The sequence below is a fragment of the Cellulomonas sp. PSBB021 genome (assembly GCF_002240455.1).
In the GTDB taxonomy this organism is placed as follows: Bacteria; Actinomycetota; Actinomycetes; order Actinomycetales; family Cellulomonadaceae; genus Cellulomonas; species Cellulomonas uda.
Map to the genome: position 1 here is coordinate 703,595 of NZ_CP021430.1, position 18,205 is coordinate 721,799.

An 18,205-nucleotide genomic window follows, 5' to 3' on the forward strand; every position below is an offset into this window, starting at 1 on the left:
ACCCACCCGAGGTGCAGCCATGTCCAGCACCCTGGCCCTCCAGGTCGAGGGCCTCCACAAGAGTTTCGGTCCCGCCCGTGCGCTGCGCGGCCTGGACCTGACCGTCCCCACCGGCGAGGTCGTGGGCTTCCTCGGCCCCAACGGAGCCGGCAAGACCACCGCCATCCGCGTCCTGCTCGGCCTCCTCAAGGCCGACGCCGGGTCCGTGACCCTGCTGGGCGGCGACCCGTGGACCGACGCGGTCCGGCTGCACCGCCGCATCGCGTACGTCCCCGGCGACGTCACGCTGTGGCCCAACCTGACCGGGGGCGAAGCGATCGACATCCTGAGCCGGATCTCCGGACGTCTCGACCCGCGCCGCAAGGCGGCCATGCTGGAGCGCTTCGAGCTCGACCCGACCAAGAAGGCGCGCACCTACTCGAAGGGCAACCGGCAGAAGGTCGCGCTCGTCGCCGCGCTCGCGTCGGACGCCGAGCTGCTGCTGCTCGACGAGCCGACGAGCGGTCTCGACCCGCTCATGGAGGCGGCGTTCACCGAGTCCGTCCGCGAGCTCAAGGCGCAGGGGCGGTCCGTCCTGCTGTCGAGCCACATCTTCGCCGAGGTCGAGAAGCTCGCCGACCGGGTCACGATCATCCGCGAGGGCGTCACCGTCGAGTCCGGGACGATCGCGCAGCTGCGTCACCTCACGCGGACCCAGGTGACCGCGGTGCTCGACGGCGGCGCCGACGGGCTCACCGAGCTGCCAGGGGTGCACGACCTCGTCGTCGTCGACCGGCACGTCACGTTCGCGGTCGACGAGTCCGCGCTGCCCGCGGTGCTCGCGCGCGTCGCGGCGCTCGGCCCCCGCTCGCTCGTCGCGAACCCCCCGTCGCTCGAGGAGCTGTTCCTGCGCCACTACGGCGAGGAGCTCGCGGCCCTGGCGGGCGAGGGAGGACGCAGGTGACCACGACCCTGGCGCGCCGCGCGCCGGCTCGCACCACCCGACGCGGCGCGGACGACCTGGCGGGCCTCGCGCCGATGGTCCGCCTCGTCGTGCGCCGCAACCGCGTCCGCCTGGTCGTGTGGCTCGTCGTGCTGGTCGCCCTGGTCGCCTACGTCGCGTCCTACTACCGCGAGCTGTTCTCGACCCAGCAGGCGCTCGACGAGTTCGCGGCCGTGTCCGACACGCCGGGCATCCGCGCGCTCACCGGGCTGTCGCCGGTCGCGAACACGCTCGGCGGGGCGGTCTGGACGAAGAGCTGGATGACGCTCGCCCTGTCCCTCGCGCTCGGCGTGGTCTTCCTGGTCACACGCAACGGTCGTGCGGACGAGGAGGCGGGCCGCACCGAGCTCCTGCGCTCGCGCGCGCTCGGAGTGCACGCGCACGCGGCGGCCTCCTGGGTGGTCCTCGCGGCGCTCTGCCTCGCGGTCGGGGCCGGGGTGGCCGCCGTGTCGGTGTCGCAGGGGCTCGACCCGCAGGGTGCGGGGATCGCGGGGTCGCTCGTGCTCGGGGCGTCGGTCACGGGCGTCGGTCTGTTCGGACTCGGGGTCGCCGCCGTGTCCGGGCAGGTGGCGGCCACGGCGCGCGGGGCCAACGCGCTCGCCGCGTGCGTCGTGCTCGGGTGCTACGTGCTGCGCATGATCGGCGACCTCGGGGACGGCACGCTCACCTGGGCGTCCCCGATCGGCTGGGCGCAGGAGGCGCAGCCGTTCGCCGGCAACCGTTGGTGGCCGCTCGTGCTGCTCGCCGTCGTGAGCGTCGGCCTGTGCGCGGTCGCGGTCGCCGTCGAGGGTGTGCGGGACCACGGCACGGGGCTGCTCGCGGCGCGCCCCGGTCCTGCCTCGGCGCCCGCCCGGTTCGGGTCGCCGCTCGGGCTCGGGCTGCGCCTGCAGCGCGGGCCCGTCGTCGGGTGGAGCCTCGCGGTCGTGCTGACGGCCCTGCTGTTCGGCTCGGTCGTCGACGCCATGACCGACCTCATGGACGACGTCGGCGGTGACGCGACCGCCATCCTGGGCGGGACCGGGGTGAGCGCGCTGCTCGCGCTCCTGGCGAGCATGATCGCCCTGGTCACCGCGGTGTTCGCGATCCAGTCCGCGCTGACGCTGCGCGCCGACGAGGCGACCGGGATCCTCGAGCCGCAGCTCGCCGGCGCGCTGTCGCGCACGCGGTGGGTGCTCGAGCGGCTCGTGATCCCCGTCGTCGGCTCGGCCGTGCTGCTCGTCGTCGGCGGTGCGACCCTCGGCGCGGTCCACGGCTCGACCGTCGACGACCCCGCGCAGGCCGCCGTGATGGCGGGCGCCGCGCTGGCGTACTGGCCCGCGGTCATGGTGCTCGTCGGTCTCGCGGTCGCGCTGCTCGGGTGGGCCCCGCGGCTCGCCCTGCCGGTCACGTGGGGCGTGCTGGTGGCGATGTGGATCGCGACGATGCTGGGCGAGGTCCTCGGGCTGCCCGACTGGCTGCTCGACGCACTGCCGTTCGCCGCCGTCCCGTACCTGCCCCTCGAGGAGCTCGCCTGGGCGCCGCTGGCCGTGCTGACGGCCGTGGCCGTCGGGCTCGGCTCGACGGGCCTGCGCCGGTTCGCGCGGCGCGACGTCGAACCCGCCTGACGCCGGCATCCGACCAGCCGCCCACCCCACCGGCCGCGCACGCCACCGGCCGCCCACCCCACCGGCCGCCCACCCCACCGACCGGTGGGGTGGTCCGGGCTTCCCACTAGGCTGGCCCGATGCCGTCTCCGTCGCCCGCCGCCGCTCCTGACGGCGACACCGCGGAGGAGACCGGCGCCCGCTCGGCCGAGCGCGACCGGGCGGTCGACGAGCTCCTGGACGTCGCGGTCGGCGTCCTCGGGGGCGCCAGGCGTGACGGTCAGCACCTCATGGCGCGGGCCGTCGCACAGTCCCTCGACTCGGGCGAGCACCTGCTGGTGCAGGCGGGCACCGGCACCGGGAAGTCGCTCGGGTACCTCGTACCCGCCGTCCGGCACGCCGTGCACGCCGACGAGCGCGTCGTCGTGTCCACCGCGACGCTCGCCCTGCAGCGCCAGGTCCTCACCCGCGACCTGCCGCTCGTTGCGGACGCGCTCGCGGGGCACCTGCCCCGCCGGCCGCACATCGCCCTGCTCAAGGGCTGGCACAACTACCTGTGCCTGCACAAGGTCGAGGGCGGGTACCCCGCGGACGACCAGGGCGCGCTGTTCGACCTCCCCGAGCGTGCCGGCGCCGCGGAGCACCCCGACGCGGGGGAGGCGGCGCCCGCGAGCCTCGGCCAGCAGGTCGTGCGGCTGCGGGAGTGGGCGCAGGAGACCGACACCGGCGACCGCGACGACCTGGTCCCCGGCGTCACCGACCGCGCGTGGCGGCAGGTGTCCGTCACGTCGCTCGAGTGCATCGGGTCCGCGTGCCCCAAGCTCGACGAGTGCTTCCCGGAGCGCGCGCGGGCGTCCGCTCGCGAGGCCGACGTCGTCGTGACGAACCACGCGATGCTCGGCATCGCCGCGTCCGGCTCCCCGCACGTCCTCCCGGACCACGAGGTGCTCGTCGTCGACGAGGCGCACGAACTCGCCGACCGGGTGACCGCGCAGGCCACCGCGGAGCTCTCGCTGCCCGTCGTGCAGCACGCCGCCCGCGTCGCGCGCCGCCACGGCGGCGTCCCCGGCAGCGACCTCGAGGCCGCGGGGGAGGCGCTCGCGGGCGCGATCGTCCCGTTGCCCGAGGGGCGGTTCAGCGACGGGCTGCCACCCGCGGTGCACGACGCGGTCGCGGCGGTGCGGGACGCGGCCCGCACGCTGCTGTCCCTGCTGCGGCCCGAGGCCGGCGGGAGCGCAGGCGGCGCGCCCGCGGACGGCGGGCGCAAGGTCGCCCAGTCCGCGGTCCTCACCCTGTTCGAGACCGCCGAGCGCATGACCGGCACTCCCGAGGACCTCGCCCGGACCGTGATGTGGTGCGCACGCGGCGAGGACCGCTCGGGCGCGACCACCACGCGCCTGCTCGCGGCACCGTTGTCCGTCAACGGGCTCATCCGCACGCAGCTGCTCGCCGGACGCACCGCGGTGCTCACGTCCGCGACCCTCGCGCTCGGCGGGTCGTTCGACCCGATGGCGCGGTCGGTCGGTCTGGAGCTGCGGCCCGACGCAGAACCGGTCGGACCGACGAGCGTGCCCGGCGCCGACCCCGCACCCGCCGACGCGACGGGACCGGTGCGCTGGCGCGGCCTCGACGTCGGGAGCCCGTTCGACTACCCGCGGCAGGGGATCTGCTACGTGGCCCGGCGCCTGCCGCCACCCGGCCGCGAGCCCGCGACCGACGCGCAGCTCGACGAGATCGAGGCGCTCGTGCGCGCGTCCGGCGGCGCGACCCTCGGCCTGTTCTCGTCGCGCCGGGCGGCGAACGCCGCCGCCGAGGCGATGCGCGAGCGTCTCGACGTGCCCGTGCTGCTGCAGGGCGACGACCAGCTGCCCACCCTCGTCGCACGGTTCGCCGCCGACGAGCCGACCTGCCTGTTCGGGACGCTCGCGCTCTGGCAGGGCGTCGACGTCCCCGGCCGGGCGTGCCGGCTCGTCATCATCGACCGGATCCCGTTCCCCCGTCCCGACGACCCCGTTCGCTCCGCCCGTGCCGACGTCGTCGCCCGGTCCGGGGGCAACGGGTTCATGGCCGTCTCCGCGACGCACGCTGCGCTGCTCCTCGCTCAGGGCGCGGGTCGCCTGGTCCGCGGACCGCAGGACAAGGGCGTGGTCGCCGTCCTGGACCCGCGGCTCGCCACCGCCCGGTACGGCGAGTTCCTCGCCCGGTCCATGCCGGCGTTCTGGCGCACGACCGACCGGGACGTCGCGCTCGCCGCGCTGACGCGCCTGCGGGACTCCTGAGCCGGTAGCCTGCCAGGGACGGCCCCGGGCGCGGACGCGCAGGTCATGGGCCCGTCACCCCCGTCCACCGCCATGCCAGGAGGCGCCACGATGTCCGAGCAGATCGCCGAGAGCCTCGCCGACGAGGAGCCCAGCCTCTCCGGCGCCCCGAGCCACCGGCGGACGTCGAAGGTCGCGATCGTCGGCGCCGGCGCCGTCGGCTCGACCATGGCCTACGCGACGCTGATGCGCGGCGCCGCGCGCACCGTCGCGCTCTTCGACATCAACAAGGCGAAGGTCGAGGCCGAGGCGCTCGACCTGGGCCACGGCATCCAGTTCATGTCCATGGCCGAGGTCGTCGGGTCCGACGACATCGCGGTCTGCGCGGACGCGGACGTGGTCGTCTTCACCGCGGGCGCCAAGCAGAAGCCCGGCCAGACGCGCCTGGACCTCGCGGAGGCCACCATCGGGCTCGTCAGGAAGGTCCTGCCCTCGCTCGTCGAGGTCGCGCCGAACGCGGTCTACGTGATGGTGACCAACCCCGTCGACGTCGTGACCTACGCGTCGCTCAAGATCTCCGGCCTGCCGCCCACGCAGCTGTTCGGGTCCGGCACCGTGCTGGACTCCTCCCGGCTGCGGTACCTCATCGCGAAGCACACCGGGGTCGCCGTGCAGAACGTGCACGCGTACATCGCCGGTGAGCACGGCGACTCCGAGCTGCCCCTGTGGAGCTCGGCGTCGATCGGCGCGATCCCCCTCCTCGAGTGGCAGGGCATCGAGGGCGAGGGACCGCTCACCAGCGCGGTGCGCGACGAGATCGCGCGCGAGGTCGTCGAGTCCGCCTACCGGATCATCGAGGGCAAGGGTGCGACGAACTACGCGGTCGCGCTCGCCGGGTCGCGCATCATCGAGGCGATCCTCAAGGACGAGCGCCGGGTCCTGCCCGTCTCCTCGCTCCTGACCGGGTACTACGGCATCGACGACGTCTGCCTGTCCGTGCCGTCGATCGTCGGCTCGCCCGGGGTGCTCGACCGCCTGCCGGTGCCCATGTCCGTCGACGAGCTCTCCGGCCTGCGCTCCTCCGCCCAGGCCGTGCGGGACGTCGCCCGGCGCTTCGGCTTCTGACGGACGACGACGGCCCGCCGCCCGGAGGATCCGGGGGCGGGCCGTCGTCCGTCGTCATGGCGTCTCACTCGGACCAGGTGCGGTCCTCCCAGCGGTCGTCGGCGACGGCAGCATCGTCGGTGCTGTCGGTGCTGTCGGTGCTGTCGGTGCTGCCGGTGCTGTCCGTGCTGCTGGCGTCGCTCGTCTCGTCCGTGCGTGCGCGGTTCGTGCGCTCGTCGTCGGACGGGTGGGCGAGCCGCTGCGCCAGGCGGCGACCGAGCCCCGGTGGCGGGTCGGGCAGTCGGCCGGGCACGGCGCTCACAGGCTCCGCAGCACGCTGACGACGCGACCGAGGATCGTGGCGTCGTCGCCCGGGATGGGCGCGTAGGCGGCGTTGTGGGGCAGGAGCCACACGTGCCCGTCCGCGCGTCGCAGGGTCTTGACGGTCGCCTCGCCGTCGATCATCGCCGCGACGATCTCGCCGTTCTCCGCGACGGGCTGACGCCGCACGACCACCCAGTCGCCGTCGCAGATCGCCGCGTCGACCATCGAGTCGCCGCTGACCTTGAGCATGAAGAGCTCGCCCTCTCCGACCAGCTGGCGCGGCAGGGGGAACACGTCCTCGACCACCTGCTCGGCGAGGATCGGGCCGCCGGCGGCGATCCGCCCGACGAGCGGGACGTACGCGGGCGCCGAGAGCTGCTCCTCGCCCCCGTCCCCGAGCGACACCTGCGAGGGGGTGTCCTGGCCGCCCCACTGCGGGACGCCGCGCGAGTCGTCCGGGTGCACGACCTCGATCGCCCGCGGGCGCTTGGGGTCACGCCGCAGGTACCCCTTGCGCTCGAGCGCCGTGAGCTGGTGCTTCACGCTGGACGGGCTCGTCAGCCCGACAGCCTCGCCGATCTCGCGCATGCTCGGCGGGTAGCCGCGCGTCTCGACCGAGACGCGGATCGTCTGCAGGACCAGGCGCTGACGCGCCGTCAGACCGTCCGGGCCCGGGGGGGTCTCGGGCAGCTCGTGCACCGTACCCAGCCGTCCCTCGCCGCCGACGGAGCCGCCGGTGGCGTCGCCCCCGGTGGGCTGCTGCCCGGTCACGTCCTCGGTTCGCTGGTCCGTCACGTCCACCCCTCCAGTCCGCCCTGCCACCGACCGCCGTCGGCCGGCCTCTCCGGGGCGTCGTCGGTCCGCCGCCCGGTGCGCACCGCCGGATGGCGTCCCCGGCGGTGAAGGCCCTGGTCCACGGCCTCGTCGCGGGGGATGTCAGTGGTCGGTGGTGCGCTGTTCCTCGGCAGGAAGCCTACGCAGGTGGACGGGCGATATCAAACATCTGTTCGACATCTCTGGACGCGTGTCGCAGGCCTCTGGTAGAACTTCGTACAGACGTACGACGAACACGTGTATGACGAACGCGCGTACGACGCGCGGGAGTCGCGGTAGGCGCACCGGCGGCACGATCGGCCGGACGCGTGGCGCGGTGGACGGATGTCAGGGAGAGGGAGAGCGATGAGCGCGATGGTGATCGGACCCGACATGATCGGTGCGGGTCGTCGAGCAGGTCGTCCGGCACGGGCCTCCCGCGAGCGTGCCGCGGCTCTGGCCGCGCCGACGGCGGGCCGCTCCGCGGACGAGGCGCCGCTGCGGCTGACGCGCCGCGGGCGTGCGGTCGTCACGGTCCTCGCGCTCGCCCTCTCCGGCATGGCGTTCGTGCTGGGGTCGCACGCCGCGGCGGGTGCCACCTCGGACGCGACGGTCGAGCGTTACGTCGTGCGCACCGGGGACACGCTGTGGGACATCGCCGCCTCCTCTCGTGCGGCGGGCGAGTCGGTGCAGCACCAGGTCCGCGAGCTGGTCCGGGTCAACGGCATGTCGGGCACACACGTCGACGCCGGTCAGGAGCTCGTCGTCCCACACGGCTGAGCCGCGGGCCCTCGCGGGCCACTGCCTTGCGGCAGGGGGAGGCGTGGCCTACGGTCGCGTGGGCGACGCGCGCGAGCGCGGCCCGACGACAGCGATGCAGCAGGAGGCTCCAGGGTGCACTGCCCGTTCTGCCGGCACCCGGACTCCCGGGTGGTCGACTCCCGCACCTCGGACGACGGCGCGTCGATCCGCCGTCGCCGTCAGTGCCCGTCGTGCAATCGCCGGTTCACCACGGTGGAGACGACCAGCCTGTCGGTCGTGAAGCGCTCGGGTGCCACGGAGCCGTTCAGCCGGGACAAGATCGCCGGGGGCGTGCGCAAGGCATGCCAAGGCCGGCCGGTGAGCGAGGACGATCTCGCGCTGCTCGCCCAGAAGGTCGAGGAGACGCTGCGCTCGTCCGGGTCCGCGGAGATCGACGCCTACGAGATCGGCCTGGCGATTCTCGGGCCGCTGCGCGAGCTCGACGAGGTTGCCTACCTGCGGTTCGCCAGCGTGTACCAGGCGTTCGACTCGCTCGAGGACTTCGAGGCCGCGATCACCGTGCTCCGGGCGGAGCGTGACGACCGCGACCGGGGCGCTCGCGACGAGGCTCCGGACGCAGCAGCGCCGGGCGTCGCGACGCCCGACACCGCAGCAGCCGACACCGCAGTAGCCGACACCACAGAAGCCGGCACCGAGGCACCCGATGCCGCAGTCGCGGACTCCGGAGCGCAGCCGGCCGGGTCGGCTCCCGGAGCGGGCGGAGCCGGCTGACCGGTCCCGGCGGAAGCCGAGGGGCTGCTGCGAGGGATGACAGTGGTCCGGCGCGGGCTGCTCGTCGGCCCGGGTCGGTGGGGCACGTGCCGGGGGGCCGTCGGCCGCGGGTTACGGTCGAGCCATGCTCCCTCACGACCTGTTCCACCTGCGCACGCCCGGATCCGTCGCCCTCGTCCCCGACGGGTCGGCGGCCGTCGTCGCTCTCTCGCAGCCCGACGAGGAGGCGGACGAGTACCGCGGTGGCCTCTGGCTGGTGCCGCTCGACGGCTCGGCGCCGCGCGTCCTCACGCGCGGCCACGCGGACTCCGCGCCTGACGTCTCACCCGACGGTCGTTGGGTCGTGTTCGTGCGGTCCACCACGGGCGACAAGCCGCAGCTGTACGTGGTCGAGACGAGCGGGGGAGAGCCGTTCCGGGTCACCGACCAGCCTCTGGGGGCGGGCCAGCCGCGGTTCTCGCCCGACGGCCGGCGCATCGCGTACGTCGCGCGCGTGCCGGACGAGGGCCGGTACGCAGCGGACGGTGACGCGGGTGCCGAGCGGCCCCGGCTGATCACGCAGCTGCGCAACCGTGCCGACGGGCTCGGGCACCTGCGTGACCGCGTCCGCCAGGTGTTCGTCCTCGAGGTGCCGGACGCCTCGGGCTCCACCGTCCATGTCCCGGCGTCGTATGCGCTGACCTGCGCCGACGACGACGTGGACCTGCCGCACTGGTTCCCGGACGGCCGTGCCGTCGCGGCGCTGCTGCGCCGGCACGGCACGCGTGAGCAGGACCTGCGCCGCGACGCGGTGGCGCTGCTCGTGCCGGAGGACCTGACGGGTGTGTCGGGCGATGCACAGGTCGTGCCGCTCACGGACGCCGACGCGGGCGCGAGCCTGTCGCTGTCCCGCGCGGTCCCGGCGCCCGACGGCGCGCGGGTGTGGCTGCTCGCCGAGGACGTGGGGGAGTCCGGGCGTGACTTCGTCGCGGCGCTCACGGGTCTGTTCGAGCTGCCGCTGACCGCCGAGGCCAGGCCTGCCGGCCCGCCGCGACGCGTCACCGACCCCGACGAGGTGGACCTCGACCCGGGTGTGCTGGTCCCGGTCGGCGACGGCGTGCTCGTCGCACCGCTGCGCTCGGGTGCCGTGCACCTGACGCTCGTGGGGTCCGACGGCGGGTCGAGGGACCTCCTCGACGGCGCGGTCGTCGTCGGCGCGGCAGCAGCGGCGGGCGGCGCGGTCGTCGCGGTCCGCGCGACGCCGGACTCCGCGGGGGACGTCGTGCTCGTCGACACGGGCCGAGCCCTGACCGACTGGTCGGCGCCGCTGCGGGCGACGGGTCGTGTGCGGGTGTCCGAACCGCTCGTCGCGCACGCGCCCGACGGGTACCGCGTCGAGGGGTGGCTCACGACGCCCGACCCGGACCGGTACGGCGCGGGTCCGCACCCCACGATCCTGCTGATCCACGGCGGCCCGTTCGCGCAGTACACGCACGCGCTGTTCGACGAGGTGCAGACGCTCGCCGAGGCGGGCTACGCCGTGGTGCACGGCAACCCGCGCGGCTCGTCGGGCCGGGGCCGGGCGCACGGCCGGGCGATCCGACGCGCGTTCGGGACGGTCGACGCGGACGACGTGCTCGCGCTGCTCGACGAGGCGCTCACGGATCCGCGGCTCGACCCGCAGCGCACGGGCGTGATGGGCGGCTCGTACGGCGGGTACCTCACGGCGTGGCTGACGACGCGCACGCAGCGGTTCGCGGCCGCGATCGTGGAGCGCGGCTTCCTGGATCCGGTGAGCTTCACGGGCTCGAGCGACATCGGCTGGTTCTTCGGGCTGGAGTACCTCGGCGACCCGGCGACGGAGGCGGAGCTCGTCGCCGCGCAGTCGCCCATGGCGCGGGTCGCCGAGGTCGGCACGCCCACGCTCGTCGTGCACTCCGAGCAGGACTGGCGCTGCCCGGTGGAGCAGGGGCAGCGCTGGTTCGTCGAGCTGCGCCGCCGCGGGGTGCCGAGCGAGCTGCTGCTGTTCCCGGGCGAGGGGCACGAGCTCACGCGCTCGGGCCGGCCGTCGCACCGCGTCGCCCGGTTCGAGCACGTGCTGCGCTGGTGGGACCGTTGGCTGCCGGTCGGCTCGCGGTCGCGGGACGTGGCCTGAGGTATGGAGTTGGCACCGGCGCGACGAGTCCGTCACGCTGGGGCTTCGACGACGAGGAGGTGCCGATGGCGCACGACGACACGAAGGCGGCCGTGAGCGAGGACGCGAAGGCCAAGTTCCGCGAGGCGCTGGAGCGCAAGAAGGGTGCCGCGCACCGCACGGCGGACGGGCAGTCGAACACGGGCTCGGTGCACGGGTCCGAGACGACGGGCCCGGCCCAGCGCCGGTTCCAGCGCAAGTCCGGCTCCGCCTGACGGCGACCCGCAGCGAACGACGAGCAAGGCCCCGACCGGGTGTCCGGTCGGGGCCTTGCGCCGTGCGTGCCACCGCGCCGCCGGGCGACGGTGGCGCGGTGCTCAGGACAGCAGGCGCAGGCGGATCGCCTCGGGCTGCGCGCGCAGCGCGGTCACGAGCGAGTCGTCGACGGGCGAGCCCGCGTCGGTGACCACGTAGCCGAGGTCGCCGCGGGTCGCGAGGAGCTGGCCCTCGATGTTCACGCCGTGCTCGGCGAGGGTCGCGTTGACCTTGGCGAGCACGCCGGGGACGTTGCGGTGCAGGTACGCGAGGCGGTGCACGCCGGGCGGCTGGTCGAGCGCGACGTTCGGGAGGTTCACCGACAGGGTGGTCGAGCCGGTGGCGAGGTAGTCGCGGACCTTGTTGGAGACGAACTGGCCGATCGCCTCCTGCGCCTCCTCGGTCGACCCGCCCGTGTGCGGGGTGAGGATGACGTTCGGCAGGCCGAGCAGCTCGGAGTCGAACGGGTCGCCCTTGCGCTTGGGCTCGACGGGGAACACATCGATCGCCGCGCCCGCGAGGTGGCCGGACACGATCGCGTCGCGCACCGCGGCGGGGTCGACGACGAAGCCGCGGGACAGGTTCAGCAGGATCGCGCCGGGTCGCATGCGGGCGATCTGCGCGGCGCCGAAGAAGCCGGCGTTGCCGGGCCGGCCGTCGACGTGGAGCGTCACGACGTCGGCGGTCTCGAGCAGCTCGTCGAGCGAGGACGCGCGGCGTGCGTTGCCGAGCGCGAGCTTCTCGGCGGTGTCGTAGAAGACGACGGACATGCCGAGGTTTTCCGCGAGCACCGACAGCTGCGTGCCGATGTTGCCGTAGCCGATGATGCCGAGCGTGCGGCCGCGGACCTCGTGGGCCCCGGTGGCGGACTTGTTCCAGACGCCCTCGTGCATCTCCTTGTCGAAGACGGTGAGGCGGCGCGTGAGCGCGATGATGTCGGCGATCGCGATCTCGACGACCGAGCGCGTGTTGGAGAACGGCGCGTTGAACGTCGCGATGCCGAGGGACGCGGCGGCGCGCAGGTCGATCTGGTTGGTGCCGATGCAGTAGGCGCCGACGGCGACGAGGTCGTGCGCCTGCGCGAGGACGTCAGCGGTGACCTGCGTCTTGGATCGGATGCCGAGCAGCTCGACGCCCTGCAGCGCGTCGACGAGCTCGGACTCGTCGAGCGCGCCGGTCCGCGTCGTCACGTCGAAGCCGGCCGACTCCAGGATGGTGCGGGCCTGCGGGTGGAGGTTCTCGAGAAGAAGGGCCTTGGGCACGGGCACATCGTGCGCCTGTCCGGGTGCTGGGCGCGTCGCCGTCCGACTCGCGGACACCTCGGACCCACGTCCGGGCCCGGTCCCGTGCGACGGCCGCTCAGAATCCCGCGGGGAGGTCTCGCGAGTGCACCACGTGCAGCGCGCGCGTCGGGCGTGTCATCGCGACGTAGAGGTCGCCCGCCGACTGCTCGAGCACCTCCGCGGGCTCGACCAGCACGACGACGTCGAACTCGAGCCCCTTGGCCTCGCGCGGGTCGAGGACGACGACCGGCGCGTCGAGGTCGAGCCCCGTCCCGGCGGCCGGCAGCGCCAGGCCCGCGTCCGCGCCCGCGGCACGCAGGGCCGCGACACGCCCGGGCGCCGCGACGACCGCCACGCGCCCCGCGCCCGACTCGTCGTGCACCGTCCGGGACGCCGTCGCGGCCGCCGTGACCGCGGCGTCGGTCAGCTCGTCGGGAGCGACCTTCGACACCTCGAGCGCGTCGGGGACCTCACGCGCCGACGTGAGCGGCGAGCGGGCCAGCCCGGCGGCGTCCGCGACCCGGCCCGCGGTGTCCGCGACCTGCGCGGGCGTGCGGTAGTTGACCGTGAGCTCCGCCTGGCGCCACGAGCCGCGCAGCACCGGGTCGAGCATCGAGGCCCAGCGTCGGGCGCCCGCGGCGGACGACGTCTGCGCGACGTCGCCGACGATCGTCAGCGAGCGGGTCGGCACGCGGCGCAGCAGCGCGCGCCACGCCATCGCGGACAGCTCCTGGGCCTCGTCGACGACGACGTGCCCGTACGTCCACGAGCGGTCGGCGGCAGCCCGCTCGGCGGTCGTCAGCGCGGGACCGCCCGACGCGAACCGGTCGGCGAGCAGCTCGGCGGAGACGAACGCGCCACCGCCGGTCTGCTCGAGCACCTGCCGGGCGTAGGCGACCTCTCGCTGGCGCGCGTCGGCGGCCGCTCGCGCCTGCGCCCGCGCGGCCTGGTCGTCCTCGCCGAGCAGCTCCGCGGCCTCGTCGAGCAGCGGGACGTCCGCCGGGGTCCAGGGGGCGTCGGCGTCGCGCGCGAGCAGCGCGCGCTCGCGCGGCGAGAGCTGCGCAGCGGCGGACTCGAGCCGCCACGGCTTGGCGTACAGGTCGGCCAGCAGTTTCTGCGGCGTCAGCGGCATCCACGCGAGGTTGAGCGCGATGCGGATCTCGCGCGTGGTGCGCAGCTCCTCGAGGATCTCCCCGCGTTCGTCGGCGGGCACCTCGAACGCGAGCTGCTCGACGTATTGCGACGCGAGCCGGCCGAGCATGTCGCGCACGAACGCGACGCGCGCGAGGTTGTGCGGGCGGTGCAGGCGCCGCGCGCGGGCGATCGCCTGGCTCACGTCCGACGGACGCACGACGACTGTGCGGCCGTCGAGGCGCACGCTCGTCGGCCCGGCGGGGACGCGCTGACGGTCCCGCACCGCACGCGCGATGACCTGCGCCATCACCGCGCGCCCCTTGACCGCCGCGACCTCGTCGGGCTCGGTGCCGCTCGCGACGACACCCGGGACGAGGTCGGAGATCGTCGTGGTGACCACACCGGTCTCGCCGAGCGACGGCAGGACCTGGTCGATGTACCGCAGGAACGTGCGCGACGGTCCGACCAGGAGCACGCCCGAGCGCTCGAGCACGCGCCGGTGCGCGTAGAGCAGGTACGCGGCGCGGTGCAGCGCCACTGCCGTCTTGCCGGTGCCCGGGCCGCCCTGCACGACGAGCGCGCCGGTGAGCTCCGAGCGGATGATCGCGTCCTGCTCCGACTGGATGGTCGAGACGATGTCGCCCATGCGGCCCGTGCGGCCCGCGCGCAGCCCGGCGAGCAGCGCGCCCTCCCCGGACAGGCCGACGAGCGCGTCGGGGTCACCGTCGAGCAGGTCGAGGTCGAGCACCTCGTCCTCGACGCCGGTGACGGTCCGTCCGCGCGTGACCACGTGCCGGCGCCGCCGCACGCCGTCGGGGTGCGCGGCGGTGGCGCGGTAGAAGGCCCGCGCGGCGGGCGCGCGCCAGTCGGTCAGCAGGGGCGTCTGCTCGGGGTCCGTGAGACCGATGCGCCCGACGTAGCGCGTCGAGTCGTCGTCGAGGTCGAGCCGGCCGAACACGAGCCGCTCCTCGACCGCCTCGAGCTGTGCGACGCGGTCCTCGTAGAGCGTCGCGAACGCGTCGCGCTCGCTGCGGTTCTGCGGCGAGCCGGACGGCCCCTGGCGGCGCACCGCCGCGAGCCGCGCCCGGGTCTGCGCGCGCAGCTCGTCGAGCCGCCCGTAGACGACGTCGACCTGTCGCTGCTCGAGGGCGATCTCGTCGTCCGTGGTCGTCACGCGCGCGTCCTCCTGGCAGTGGGTGGACCTGTCCGGGCGGGCGTCGGCGCCGGACGAGGGCCGTCCATTGTTCCACCTGGACAGCGCCGTCCGCGACGAGCGCGCCGCCGTTCCACCCGCACGCCACGGACCTGGCGTGCCCGCCCCACCCACCCGACCTACTGACCTGCGCGGTCGCGGCACGCCCCGTACGCTGCGCAGGGCCGAGGAAGGAGACAGCCGTGATCGAGGTGGACGCCCCCGCGGGCGCGGAGCCCGGGCCGCTGCGCGTGCTCGTGGTCGAGGACGACGAGGGCGACTGGGTCCTCGCCACCGAGCACCTTGCGGACGCCGGGCTCGACGCCGACCTGCGGCGCGCGCGCACGCTCGACGAGGCCGTCACCATGCTCGACGTCGACTGCGTGCTGCTCGACCTCGGCCTGCCGGACGCGGCCGGGCTACCGGCGCTCGAGCGGCTGCTCGCGGCGGGCGCGCCGGCCGTCGTCGTGCTCACCGGGCTGGCCGACGCGCACGCCGGCGTCGCCGCGGTCGCCGCGGGCGCCCAGGACTACCTCGACAAGAGCGACGTCGACGGCGAGCGGCTCGTCCGGTCGGTGCGCTACGCGATCGCGCGTCGTCGGCTCGAGGACGCCGACCGTGCCCTGTACCGCAGCGTCGTGCGCGAGCAGGAGACGACGCGCCTCGAGCAGGCGCTGCTGCCGCGGCCCGCCGTGCCCGCCGGGACGATCGAGCTGGCCGTCGGGTACCGCGCGGGTCGCGACGGTGTGCTCGGCGGTGACTTCTACGACGCGGTGGCCCGCCCCGACGGCACCGTGCTGGCCATCGTCGGCGACGTGTGCGGGCACGGGCCCGACGAGGCCGCGCTCGGCGCCACGCTGCGCACCGCGTGGCGCACGCTCGTGCTCGCCGAGGTGCCCACGCGGGAGCTGCTGGGCCTCCTCGAGCGGGTGCTCGAGTCGGAGCGCCCGTCGCCCGAGATCTTCACGACGTTCGCGATGGTCGCGGTCGACGCGGACCGCACCGCCGCCGACGTGTACCTCGCGGGGCACCCCGTGCCGTTCCTGCTCGGGCCGCCCTCGACGATGGTGAGCGGCGCACGCCGCGGCCGTGCGCTGGGCATCCCCGTCAGGGGCGGCTGGGAGCCGCTGCGGCTCGAGCTCGGCGACGACTGGGGGATCCTGCTGCACACCGACGGGCTGATGGAGGCGACGCTCGCGGGCTCCTCCGACCGGATCGGCAAGGCCGGCCTGCTGGCGGTCGTGGACGAGTCGCTCGCCGCGTGCGCGCGCGAGCCGGACGGACCGGCGCTGGTCGACCGGGTGATCGAGCGCGTGCGCGCCGCGCACGGCGGCGACCTCGTCGACGACGCCGCCGTCGTCGTCGTCGGGTGGCACGCGTGAGCCCCGCACGCGCCGCCGCGGCGACCGCCTCTGCCGCCTCGCGGGGCGAGCAGACGCTGCGCGAACGGCTGCGGGGGTGGTTCTCGGTCGTCGGCGTGCTGCTCGTGCTCGTCGTCGCGCTCGCCGCGGTCGCCTACTCCCAGCAGGTGCAGCGCCAGGAGATCGTCACGCAGGACCTGTTCGACGCGATCACCGAGACCGACACCGCGTACATCGCGCTCATCGACGCCGAGACGGGCCTGCGCGGGTTCGCGCTCACGGGCGAGCGGCGGTTCCTCGACCCGTACGAGGCCGCGCGCGAGCGGCCGATCGGCTTCGTCGACATCGCGCGGGACGTGGCACGCGTGCGCGAGGACCCGGCCACGACCGCGGCCGCGCAGCGCGCCCAGGACCTCGCGCAGGCCTGGTACGACGACTACGCCGCACCCCTGGTCGCGCAGATCGAGGCCCGTGGCCCGGAGTCGGTCAAGGACGCGCAGGTCGTGCAGGGACGTGCGCGGTTCGACGAGGTCCGGGCCGCCGCCGTCGCGTTCGTCGACGAGCTGCGCGGGCTGCGCGCCGACGTCGCGGACGAGCTCACCACCTGGACGCGCCTCGCGACGCTCGTGGTGCCCGTGCTGGTCGGGACGATCGTCGTGCTGGGCGTGGGCACGTGGATCGCGCTGCGACGCTGGGTGATCGAGCCGCTCGAGGTGGTCGGCGCGGACGCGCGCGCGGTCGCGTCGGGGGACCTGCGCCACCCCGTGACGGTGCGCGGACCGGGCGAGGTCGCCACGCTGGCCGGCGACGTCGAGCAGATGCGCACGACTCTCGTCGACGAGATGGGCCGCACGCATGAGGCGCAGCGTGAGGTCGAGCTCGCGCACGCGCAGCTCGCGACCCAGGCCGAGGAGCTGCGCCGCTCGAACCGCGACCTGGAGCAGTTCGCCTACGTCGCCTCGCACGACCTGCAGGAGCCGCTGCGCAAGGTCGCGAGCTTCACGCAGCTGCTGCAGAAGCGGTACGGCGGCCAGCTCGACGAGCGCGCCGACCAGTACATCGAGTTCGCCGTCGACGGTGCCAAGCGCATGCAGCGGCTCATCCAGGACCTGCTCGGGTTCTCGCGCGTGGGGCGGGTCGGCAAGGAGCTCACCGAGGTGGACCTCACCACGGCCCTCGCCGAGGCGGTCGAGCAGCAGTCGGAGGCGATCACGGACGCCGGCGCGGTCGTCACGCACGACCCGCTGCCCGTCGTCGTCGGTGAGGAGCCGCTGCTGGTCCAGCTGTTCGCCAACCTCGTCGCGAACTCGGTCAAGTTCCGCCACCCGGGCCGTCCCGCGCGCGTGCACGTCTACGCGCGCGAGACGGACGAGGGGTGGGAGCTGGCGTGCGAGGATGACGGCATCGGCATCGACCCGCAGTACGCCGAGCGCGTCTTCGTGATCTTCCAGCGGCTGCACGCCAAGGACGTCTACGAGGGCACCGGGATCGGGTTGGCGCTGTGCAAGAAGATCGTCGAGTTCCACGGCGGGCGGATCTGGATCGACCAGCCGGCCTCCGGCATCGGGACGCGCGTGTGCTGGACCCTCCCGCACAACCGTCCGGGGGAGCTGGTCGAGACCGCGCCGCCCGACTCGGCACAGTCCGCAGCACCCGCCGCCGACGAGACCTGACACGACACCGGCCCCGAACGGAGCACCTGATGCCACGCAAGACCATCGACGTCCTGCTCGTCGAGGACGACCCCGGCGACGTGCTCATGACGCGCGAGGCCTTCGAGCACAACAAGGTGCGCAACACCCTGACCGTCATGGCCGACGGCGTCAGCGCGCTCGCCTACCTGCGCAAGGAGGGTGAGCACGCGGACGCGCCCACGCCGGACCTGGTGCTGCTCGACCTCAACCTGCCGCGCATGGACGGGCGCGAGGTGCTGCAGGCCCTCAAGGCCGACGAGCGGCTGCGGGCGATCCCGGTCGTCGTGCTCACGACGTCGGAGGCCGAGGAGGACGTCGTGCGGTCGTACGCGCTGCACGCGAACGCCTACGTCACCAAGCCGGTCGACTTCGACGCGTTCATCACCGTCGTCCGGCAGATCGACGAGTTCTTCGTCGAGGTCGTGCGGCTGCCCCAGCACTGACCCCTCCTGACGCCGCCCGCCCCGCGGGCGCGGTCTCCTCGTGCGCCCCGGTGGGAATCCTCGCCGGGGCGCA

General features: G+C 74.7%; 14 protein-coding genes and 1 pseudogene. 11 read left to right on the forward strand and 4 right to left on the reverse strand.

Going from position 1 to position 18,205, the window contains the following annotated elements:
• Positions 1-19 precede the first annotated feature (19 nt).
• The 4 genes from CBP52_RS03185 (at position 20) to CBP52_RS03200 (ending at position 5,948) form a co-directional block, all read left to right on the forward strand.
• A complete protein-coding gene (locus CBP52_RS03185) occupies positions 20-943 on the forward strand; it encodes an ABC transporter ATP-binding protein (protein WP_094179795.1) in 924 nt (307 codons plus the stop codon).
• Positions 940-2,586 carry an ABC transporter permease gene (locus tag CBP52_RS03190; protein WP_094179796.1) on the forward strand — a complete coding sequence of 549 codons (1,647 nt, stop codon included), beginning with the start codon at positions 940-942 and terminating at the stop codon, positions 2,584-2,586. The genes CBP52_RS03185 and CBP52_RS03190 overlap by 4 nt, the downstream gene beginning before the upstream one ends.
• A 119-nt stretch (positions 2,587-2,705) precedes the next feature.
• Entirely contained in the window at positions 2,706-4,844 is a 2,139-nt protein-coding gene (locus tag CBP52_RS03195) for an ATP-dependent DNA helicase (protein WP_094179797.1), read from the forward strand.
• A 90-nt stretch (positions 4,845-4,934) separates the two neighbouring features.
• Positions 4,935-5,948: an L-lactate dehydrogenase gene (locus tag CBP52_RS03200; RefSeq protein ID WP_094179798.1), complete on the forward strand. Its 1,014-nt coding sequence runs from the start codon at positions 4,935-4,937 to the stop codon at positions 5,946-5,948.
• Between the two features lie 64 nt (positions 5,949-6,012).
• Here the strand turns inward: CBP52_RS03200 and CBP52_RS03205 are convergent, their stop codons facing one another.
• Together CBP52_RS03205 and lexA are read right to left on the reverse strand one after the other, a co-directional pair.
• Positions 6,013-6,240 (reverse strand): hypothetical protein, encoded by a 228-nt coding sequence (locus CBP52_RS03205; protein ID WP_157732487.1) that lies wholly within the window; start codon positions 6,238-6,240, stop codon positions 6,013-6,015.
• A 5-nt stretch (positions 6,241-6,245) separates the two neighbouring features.
• Positions 6,246-6,959: a transcriptional repressor LexA gene (gene lexA / locus CBP52_RS03210; RefSeq protein WP_198303564.1), complete on the reverse strand. Its 714-nt coding sequence runs from the start codon at positions 6,957-6,959 to the stop codon at positions 6,246-6,248.
• Positions 6,960-7,430: 471 nt separating this feature from the next.
• Here lexA and CBP52_RS03215 point away from each other — a divergent pair, with 471 nt between their 5' ends.
• From CBP52_RS03215 to CBP52_RS03230, 4 genes and pseudogenes are all read left to right on the forward strand, one after another.
• Positions 7,431-7,844, forward strand: coding sequence for a LysM peptidoglycan-binding domain-containing protein (locus CBP52_RS03215; protein ID WP_157732488.1), 414 nt, complete (start codon positions 7,431-7,433; stop codon positions 7,842-7,844).
• A gap of 114 nt (positions 7,845-7,958) precedes the next feature.
• Positions 7,959-8,444, forward strand: a pseudogene (gene nrdR / locus CBP52_RS03220) (transcriptional regulator NrdR); the annotation flags it as partial.
• 277 nt (positions 8,445-8,721) lie between these two features.
• Positions 8,722-10,731 carry a S9 family peptidase gene (locus tag CBP52_RS03225; protein WP_094179803.1) on the forward strand — a complete coding sequence of 670 codons (2,010 nt, stop codon included), beginning with the start codon at positions 8,722-8,724 and terminating at the stop codon, positions 10,729-10,731.
• 65 nt (positions 10,732-10,796) lie between these two features.
• Entirely contained in the window at positions 10,797-10,985 is a 189-nt protein-coding gene (locus tag CBP52_RS03230; protein ID WP_094179804.1) for a DUF5302 domain-containing protein, read from the forward strand.
• 102 nt (positions 10,986-11,087) lie between these two features.
• Here CBP52_RS03230 and serA read toward each other — a convergent pair whose 3' ends face one another.
• Both serA and CBP52_RS03240 read right to left on the reverse strand, forming a co-directional pair.
• Entirely contained in the window at positions 11,088-12,287 is a 1,200-nt protein-coding gene (gene serA / locus CBP52_RS03235) for a phosphoglycerate dehydrogenase (protein ID WP_094179805.1), read from the reverse strand.
• A 97-nt stretch (positions 12,288-12,384) separates the two neighbouring features.
• The gene (locus tag CBP52_RS03240) at positions 12,385-14,616 is read right to left on the reverse strand and encodes an AAA family ATPase (RefSeq protein ID WP_094179806.1); all 2,232 of its coding nucleotides are present in this window, start codon (positions 14,614-14,616) and stop codon (positions 12,385-12,387) included.
• Positions 14,617-14,837: 221 nt separating this feature from the next.
• On the opposite strand from CBP52_RS03240, the gene CBP52_RS03245 reads away from it, so the two are divergent.
• Genes CBP52_RS03245 through CBP52_RS03255 form a run of 3 tightly spaced genes read left to right on the forward strand, consistent with a single transcriptional unit; the run spans position 14,838 to position 18,132 of the window.
• The gene (locus CBP52_RS03245; protein ID WP_094179807.1) at positions 14,838-16,016 is read left to right on the forward strand and encodes a PP2C family protein-serine/threonine phosphatase; all 1,179 of its coding nucleotides are present in this window, start codon (positions 14,838-14,840) and stop codon (positions 16,014-16,016) included.
• A complete protein-coding gene (locus CBP52_RS03250; protein WP_232514633.1) occupies positions 16,013-17,668 on the forward strand; it encodes an ATP-binding protein in 1,656 nt (551 codons plus the stop codon). The genes CBP52_RS03245 and CBP52_RS03250 overlap by 4 nt, the downstream gene beginning before the upstream one ends.
• A gap of 29 nt (positions 17,669-17,697) precedes the next feature.
• Positions 17,698-18,132 carry a response regulator gene (locus CBP52_RS03255; protein WP_094179808.1) on the forward strand — a complete coding sequence of 145 codons (435 nt, stop codon included), beginning with the start codon at positions 17,698-17,700 and terminating at the stop codon, positions 18,130-18,132.
• Positions 18,133-18,205: the final 73 nt, after the last annotated feature.